This window comes from Mesorhizobium sp. M4A.F.Ca.ET.090.04.2.1, from assembly GCF_003999085.1.
Taxonomy (GTDB): Bacteria; Pseudomonadota; Alphaproteobacteria; order Rhizobiales; family Rhizobiaceae; genus Mesorhizobium.
On sequence record NZ_RZOT01000343.1, the window covers coordinates 1 to 6,539 of the forward strand.

The window sequence follows — 6,539 nt, forward strand, 5'->3', positions numbered from 1 at the left end:
CAGGCAGATGTAGCAGTTCGGCGGTTCGCCGGCGTCGTTCAGCGTCAGCGGGAAGGTGCGGCCGGCGACCGCCGCGCTTTCGACCGATGTCGTCAGGTTGGCGACGAGGTCGCGCACCGGGACGTCGTTGAAGAGCCGCACGAAAGCCTCGACCTGGGCTGGATCGTTCTCGACCCGGTCGGCTTGCTGGGGCGCGCCAGCCACGACTGCCGCCCGGTTCACGGCGCCGCTCCCAGCCGGCACTCGACACGGCGCAATTTGCGGCCGGTCTCCAGCGGCAGCGGCACGCGCACCAGATTGACCATCGCCGTTGCCCTGCGCGCCGCCAGCAGTGCGCCCACCGCCTGATGCGCGGCACTGGCCGCCTCATCGGCCAAATCCGGCGTGAGCCGCAACTCGATGGCATCGGGCGCCGTCTGGACCAGCCGGAAATCGTCGATGCGACGGTCGGCCTTGAGCACCGCATTGCGCAGTATGTCGGGCGTGAGCAGGATTTGGCCCTCGGCCGAACCCACCCGGAAGGCATCGTCCATGCGGCCGACGACCTCGTCGACGCAGCGCAGCGGCGAACCGCAGCGGCAGGGTCCTTCGGAGAGCCGCAACAGGTCGTTCATCCGGTATCGCGCCATGATTTGCGTACGACGACGGAAGGCGGTGACCAGTGGCGTGACCAGCCCGTCGCCCGCCGGCTCGAACTCGAAGAACACCGAATCCTCAGCGAGATGCAGGCCGCCCTGCCGGCAGGTCACCGCGAACAGCCCTTCGGTCGCCATGTAGATCTGCTCGAGCGGCAGCCGGAAGGATTTTTCGATAACCGGCCGGTCGACCGGATCGAGCGTCTCGGCGGCCGAGAAGACGCGCCTCGGCGCGAGCCGGAAGCCGGCGACGGCGAAATGGCGGAGCATCTTCGGCGGCGCGATGATCACCGTCGGGTCGAAGTCTTTGAGGTCCACGCGCCAGCTTTCCGGCCCAAGCGTCAGGTCGAAGAAGCCGAGCTTGATCAGCCGGGATTTGCGGGCGCTGTCGTAAAGCCCGGTGTTCTGCGGCAGGATCACGGCGACGCGCATGCCGCGCCAGATGAGGTCGGGTGCCGCCTTGGCGAGGATGGCGCCCAGCCAGCGGTATTTTTCCGCCTCGGAAATGACGAACAGGCCGCGATTGCCCGAGGTGCCCGTGCTCGCACCCACCGTGAGCGCGCCGATGCGTCCGTCGCCGGCCAGAGCCGACCAGGCCGCGCTTGCCGTGACGCCGTGGATGTTGAAGGCCTCGAAACTGTCCATCAGCATCGCCTTGTCGGTGACGGGCAGGTCGGCGAGGCGCGCCCGCGCATGGCGATAGAAGGGCGCGCGCGCCAGGTCGCGCTCGAGGAAGCTACGCAAGGCGGCTGCCTGCCAGCGCTCGAAATCCGGCCGGCTCTTGCGCGAGACCCAGCGCGTCAGGGCGAAGGAGCCGATCGCTTCCGCCAGCCCGTTCATCCGACCCCCGCCAGTTCGTCCGCAGTCAGATCATATTGCGTCATCTCCGGGTCGTGGCAGAGCATCACCTGCCCGCCCGCCGCCTGGAAGCGGCGCAACGTCTCGCAGGTCGGACCGATGGCGGCAACGTCCTCTGCGATGAGGCTGGAGGGAAAGCCTGGGGACAGTTTCGGATCAAGGGCGGCGAGCAGCCATTGCGCGTCGACCCCATAGAGCAGTGGCCGCTCCAGTCCGGCGAACAAAAGGCCGAACTGGCCGTCTGCATGGCCCGGAAGATCGACCGCCACCACGCTGCCGTCGCCGAACAGATCAGCGCCGCCGGGGACGCCGCCCCGGGCCTCGATCCGCCACTTGGTCGACAGGCCATCGAGCCTTGCCTCGAAATCGGCGGGGAAGAGTTCCGTGAAGACGCCATGGCGCAGGTTCTGCCTCGGCGTGCGCGCCTTGACGCGCGCCCAGGCGGCATCGCTGGCGATGAAGCGGGCATGGGGAAACAGCGGCAGGCCGGAAATGTGGTCGGCATGGAAATGGGTGACGACAACCGTGCGCACGTCGCCGGGCGCAAGGCCGAAGCGCTCGAGCACCGGCTGCACCTGTTCGGCCGCGTTGAGCTCGGGCCTAAGCACAGCGCCGTAGAGGCGCAGCATGCGGCCGCGCCCCTGCCCCGTGGTGGCCTCTGGGGTGTAGCCGGTGTCGACCAGCACCGGCCCGGCCTGCGGATGAATGAACAGCCCGTAGCGGACGCGCAGCCTGACGCTATGCCAGCCGCCGCCGCGCAGGATCAGCCGCTCGGCGGCGCTGACCCAGGCGCTGTTGGCGAAGACGATCTTCATGCCAGCCCTCCGCCGGCGAAGGTGCGGTCGAGCCCCTGCTCGAACCCGACCTTCGGCGTCCAGCCGAGCAGGCGACGGGCCTTGGCGAGGTCGAGGCTCTGCGCATAGGCGAACAGGCCAAGCCCGTAGCGCGTCACCGGCGGTTCTGGGGGCCCGGGCAGAGCGAGCGCCATCGCCTCCATGGCGCTGGCGACAAGCATGGCCGGCCACAGCGGCACCCGCCGCCAGCGCGCCGTGATGCCGGCGCAGGCGCAGGCCTCGTCGGCGATGCGGCGCACCGGCAACACCTCGCCGCCGGAGATGTTGAAGACATGGCCCTCAGCCTCCCGGGGTGCTGCGAGCGCCACCATCACCGCATCGACGACGTCGTCGACATGAGTGAGGTCGATGCGCGCCCGGCCGTCGCGGAAGATCGGCAGCGGGCGGTTCTTCGCGGCCTTGATGAGGCGCGGCAAGAGCGCGCGGTCGCCGGCGCCGTAGATGCCGCGCGGCCTGAGCACCACAGGGTGGATGGCGGGCGCCGCCAGCACCAGCCGCTCGGCCTCGCGCTTGGTGCGGGCATAGTGGTTGACCGGGTCCGGCAAGGCCGCGTCCTCGGCAAGATCGAGCTGGTCGCGGAAGGCGAAGCACACGGACGGGCTGGAGATGTGGACGAAGCGGCTGATGCCTTGCCGGGTCGCGAAATCGAGGATGTTTCGCATCGCCGCGACATTGGCTGCCTCGAAATCCGCCAGCCGGCCGAATGGCGCGGAGAGCGCCGCGCAGTGGATGATCCGCTCGACCCTGCGGAGCCGCAGATCGAGCGCCCTGTCGAGCGGCAGCGACAGGTCGTGGCGGATGATCCGGTGGCCGGCGGTTTCCAGCGCCGCACAGCGCGCCGCATCGCGGCCGAGGCCAAGCGCCAGCGTGCCGGACGCGGCCAGCCTTGCCAGCACATGGGAGCCCAGAAAACCGCTGGCGCCGGTGACGAGCACGGCCATCGTCAGGCCTCCAGCGCCATGCCGCCGAAGGACACGCCGGCCGAAGTGCCGAGGAACAGCAGCCTGGCGCCCGGCGCGATCCGGCAGTCACGCCGCGCGACGTCCAGCGCGAAGGGAATGGAAGCGGCGACCTGGTTGCCGTAGCGGGCGGAGATGTCGACGAGTTTCTCCGGCGCGAAGCCGGTCTGGCGCGCCATATGCGCCAGCGCGAACGGGCTTGCCTGATGCGGCACGACGAGGTCGACATCCTCGCGCCGCCAGCCGGCGCGCTGCAATAGCTCGGTGACGAAGCCGCTGAAGTGGCGCGAGGTGACGCGAAACAATTCCTTGCCGTCCATGTGGAACAGGCTGTGGCGGGCAAACTCCTCCGGCTGGCGATTGAAGTCGAAACGCGTGCCGCCCGAGCCGATGCCGCAGGCCTCGTAGGCCGAGGGATAGGTGCGCATCAGACTGGCGACCACCCTGCCCTCACCCGGTCCGCCTTTTTGCAAAATCGCCGCTGCCGCGCCGTCGCCGAATAGCGCCGCGACCTCCGGTTGCTCCTTCCAAGGCAGAGCCCGCGAGGCGATCTCCGAGGAGAACACCAGCGCCGTGCTGAATTGGCCGGCCTCGACCAGGCGCGAAGCGGTTTCGAAGGCGGTGAGGAAGCCGAGGCAGGTGCTGTTGACGTCAAAGGCGGCCGCCGAGCCGTCAGCAAGGCCGAGGCGTTGCATGACCAGCGGCGCGGTCGCGGGCAGCGGCTGGTAAGGCACGCCGCAGCCGCCGATGATCAGGTCCACCGCGCCGGGTTTAACCCCTGCATCGGCGAGTGCAATGCGCGCCGCGGCGCAGGCCAGATCGATCTGCGTTTCGCCCTCGCAGACATAGCGCTCGACGACACCGGTGGCGGCTTCGAGCCGGCCCTCGGCAAGGCCAAGCCTTTCCTCCAGTGCGCGCGAGGTCACGCACCCTGCCGGCACCGCCCCGCCGGTTCCGATGATTTTGATCCGCATCCTCACCCCATCGTGAGCTTGCGTGCATCTAATGCATAAAGCGGTTCAGGTGCGATAGCCATGATGCCGGCCAGAGGTGAAGGCTAGCCGGACAGGAGTCGCTTTCGCGCTGATACCGTCCGTCGGCGCCGCCCCTCATTGCCCTACCGGGCATTTCTCCCCGTTTGACGGCGAGAAAGGCGCCATCACGGCTGGTTTCGCCAACTGCGGGCGTTGCAGGATGAGCCAACGGCGCGGCCATCCTCTTCCCCCTTCACCATACGGGGAGAAGGTGCCGGCAGGCGGATGAGGGGCGGCGCAGTATGGAACCTACGCCTTGCGCTCCCAGCGGCGGTCCGGCGTCTGCTGCCAGTAGGTCACGGTGTGGCCGGCTTCCTTCATCGTCTTCCAGTGGCCGCGTGCGCCTTCCAGTTGCGCGGCGTCATGGCCGTCGAACAGGAACACGGCGCGCTCGTACCCCGACAGGTCGGCGGGCGCCGCGCCGTCGACCAGGAAGCGTATCTGCGCGGCGTTCGGGTTGCCCTCCCCCGTTGTGAGCAGGATCGGCTGCTCGGCCGGATAGGGTTCGCGGTCGGTGGCGTGCGCCAGGAAGGAATCGTCGCGGAAGATCCACAGATGCTGGTCGAGCGCGTCGCGCCGCTCCTCGGTGCCGGTCTGCACCACGGCGCGCCAGCCGCGATCGACGCTGCGCTCGAGCAGCCCCGGCAGCGCCTCCTCCAGCGTCGATTCGGTCAGATGGTAGAACAGGATTTCGGCCATGATCGCGCCTCGAACGGCCTTACCCCTCGTAGTGGTCGCGCACGAGACGGTCGAGCAGCCGCACGCCAAAGCCCGAGCCCCAGGACTGATTGATCTCGCTCGGCGGCGAGCCCATCGCCGTGCCGGCGATGTCGAGATGCGCCCACGGTGTGTCCTTGACGAAGCGCTGCAGGAACTGCGCGGCGATGATGGCGCCGCCGTAGCGGCCGCCGATGTTCTTCATGTCGGCATTCTTGGAATCGATCAGCTTGTCGTATTCGGCGCCCAGCGGCATGCGCCACAGCCGCTCCTGTGTCGCTTGCCCGGCGCCCGCCAGACGGTCCGCCAGTTCGTCATTGTTGGAGAACAGGCCGGCATAGTGCTGGCCGAGCGCGACCATGATGGCGCCGGTCAGCGTCGCCAGGTTGACCATGAATCTCGGCTTGAAGCGGTCATTGGTGTACCAGAGCGCGTCGGCCAGCACGAGGCGGCCTTCGGCATCGGTGTTCAGAACCTCGATGGTCTGGCCCGACATCGAGGTGACAATATCGCCGGGGCGCTGGGCGTGGCCGTCGACGGCATTCTCGACCAGGCCGATGACGCCGATGACATTGGCCTTGGCCTTGCGGGCGGCAAGCGCGTGGACGAGCCCGGTGACGGCCGCGGCACCGCCCATGTCGCCTTTCATCTCCTCCATGCCTGATGCCGGCTTCATCGAATTGCCGCCGGTGTCGAAGGTGACGCCCTTGCCTATGAAGGCGACCGGCGCGTCCTTGGCCTTGCCGCCCTTCCAGTGCATTACGGCCATGCGGGCGCCGCGTGGCGAGCCTTGCGCGACGCCGAGCAGCGAGCCCATGCCGAGCTTCTTCATCTCCTTCTCGGTCAAAATCTCGACCTCGACACCGAGAGCCTCGAGTTCCTTGGCGCGCGCGGCGAACTCCACCGGGCCAAGTGCATTGGCCGGCTCGTTGACGAGATCGCGCGCGAGAAGCACGCCGCCAATCACCGCTGCCTCGTCGGCAAAGGCCTTTTTCGCAGCCGTGGGGTCGGCGCAGTGGATCGTCACCTTGACCGGCTTCTTCGGCTCGTCCTTGTCCTTCTTGGTCTTGTACTTGTCGAAGGAATAGCTGCGCAAAAGAATGCCCGCGGCGACGTTGGCGGCCTGCCTGCCGCCGGCCTCAGTGCCCGGAACATCGAACACGACGGCGACTTCGGTCGCCTTGCGCAGCGAGGCGGCAATGGTGCCGCCGAGCCTCAGCCATGCCTGGTCGTCGAGGGCGGAAGCCTTGCCGGCGCCGACCGCCACCAGGCGGTCGATCGAGGTGCCCTCCGGCGCCAGCACCTCGGCGACGGTGCCGAACTTGCCGGAAAAGTCGGCCACCGGGAACGCTCGAGCGAGCGCGCCGGCCGGGTCGCAAGCCTTGCCGGCTTTGCCTACGGCACCGTCGTCGGCCGCCAGCACGAAGACGCTGCCCCTTTTCGGCGCGGCGAATTTGGCGAAGGCAATAGAGGGTGTCGAAT

At 68.5% G+C, this 6,539-nt stretch carries 6 protein-coding genes and 1 pseudogene; all 7 read right to left on the minus strand.

Going from position 1 to position 6,539, the window contains the following annotated elements:
• A pseudogene (locus tag EN781_RS22070) lies at positions 1-222 on the minus strand (GNAT family N-acetyltransferase); the annotation flags it as partial.
• Positions 219-1,475 (minus strand): F390 synthetase-related protein, encoded by a 1,257-nt coding sequence (locus EN781_RS22075; RefSeq protein ID WP_126055634.1) that lies wholly within the window; start codon positions 1,473-1,475, stop codon positions 219-221. The gene EN781_RS22075 and the pseudogene EN781_RS22070, both read right to left, overlap by 4 nt.
• Positions 1,472-2,308 carry an MBL fold metallo-hydrolase gene (locus tag EN781_RS22080; protein ID WP_126055635.1) on the minus strand — a complete coding sequence of 279 codons (837 nt, stop codon included), beginning with the start codon at positions 2,306-2,308 and terminating at the stop codon, positions 1,472-1,474. The genes EN781_RS22075 and EN781_RS22080 overlap by 4 nt, the downstream gene beginning before the upstream one ends.
• Positions 2,305-3,288, minus strand: coding sequence for an NAD(P)-dependent oxidoreductase (locus tag EN781_RS22085; protein ID WP_126055636.1), 984 nt, complete (start codon positions 3,286-3,288; stop codon positions 2,305-2,307). Before EN781_RS22085 ends, EN781_RS22080 begins: the two co-directional genes overlap by 4 nt.
• Positions 3,289-3,290: 2 nt before the next feature.
• Positions 3,291-4,280: a 3-oxoacyl-[acyl-carrier-protein] synthase III C-terminal domain-containing protein gene (locus EN781_RS22090; RefSeq protein ID WP_126055637.1), complete on the minus strand. Its 990-nt coding sequence runs from the start codon at positions 4,278-4,280 to the stop codon at positions 3,291-3,293.
• A gap of 309 nt (positions 4,281-4,589) precedes the next feature.
• Positions 4,590-5,039, minus strand: a complete 450-nt coding sequence (locus EN781_RS22095; RefSeq protein WP_126055638.1) for a DNA polymerase III subunit chi — start codon at positions 5,037-5,039, stop codon at positions 4,590-4,592.
• Positions 5,040-5,058: 19 nt separating this feature from the next.
• Positions 5,059-6,525: a leucyl aminopeptidase gene (locus EN781_RS22100; protein WP_245492633.1), complete on the minus strand. Its 1,467-nt coding sequence runs from the start codon at positions 6,523-6,525 to the stop codon at positions 5,059-5,061.
• Positions 6,526-6,539: the final 14 nt, after the last annotated feature.

What these genes read in the sequence shown, in the direction of transcription:
- EN781_RS22075 (WP_126055634.1), bottom strand. Translation starts at nt 1,475, where the DNA reads ATGAACGGGCTGGCGGAAGCGATCGGCTCCTTCGCCCTGACGCGCTGG.
- EN781_RS22080 (WP_126055635.1), bottom strand. Translation starts at nt 2,308, where the DNA reads ATGAAGATCGTCTTCGCCAACAGCGCCTGGGTCAGCGCCGCCGAGCGG.
- EN781_RS22085 (WP_126055636.1), bottom strand. Translation starts at nt 3,288, where the DNA reads ATGGCCGTGCTCGTCACCGGCGCCAGCGGTTTTCTGGGCTCCCATGTG.
- EN781_RS22090 (WP_126055637.1), bottom strand. Translation starts at nt 4,280, where the DNA reads ATGCGGATCAAAATCATCGGAACCGGCGGGGCGGTGCCGGCAGGGTGC.
- EN781_RS22095 (WP_126055638.1), bottom strand. Translation starts at nt 5,039, where the DNA reads ATGGCCGAAATCCTGTTCTACCATCTGACCGAATCGACGCTGGAGGAG.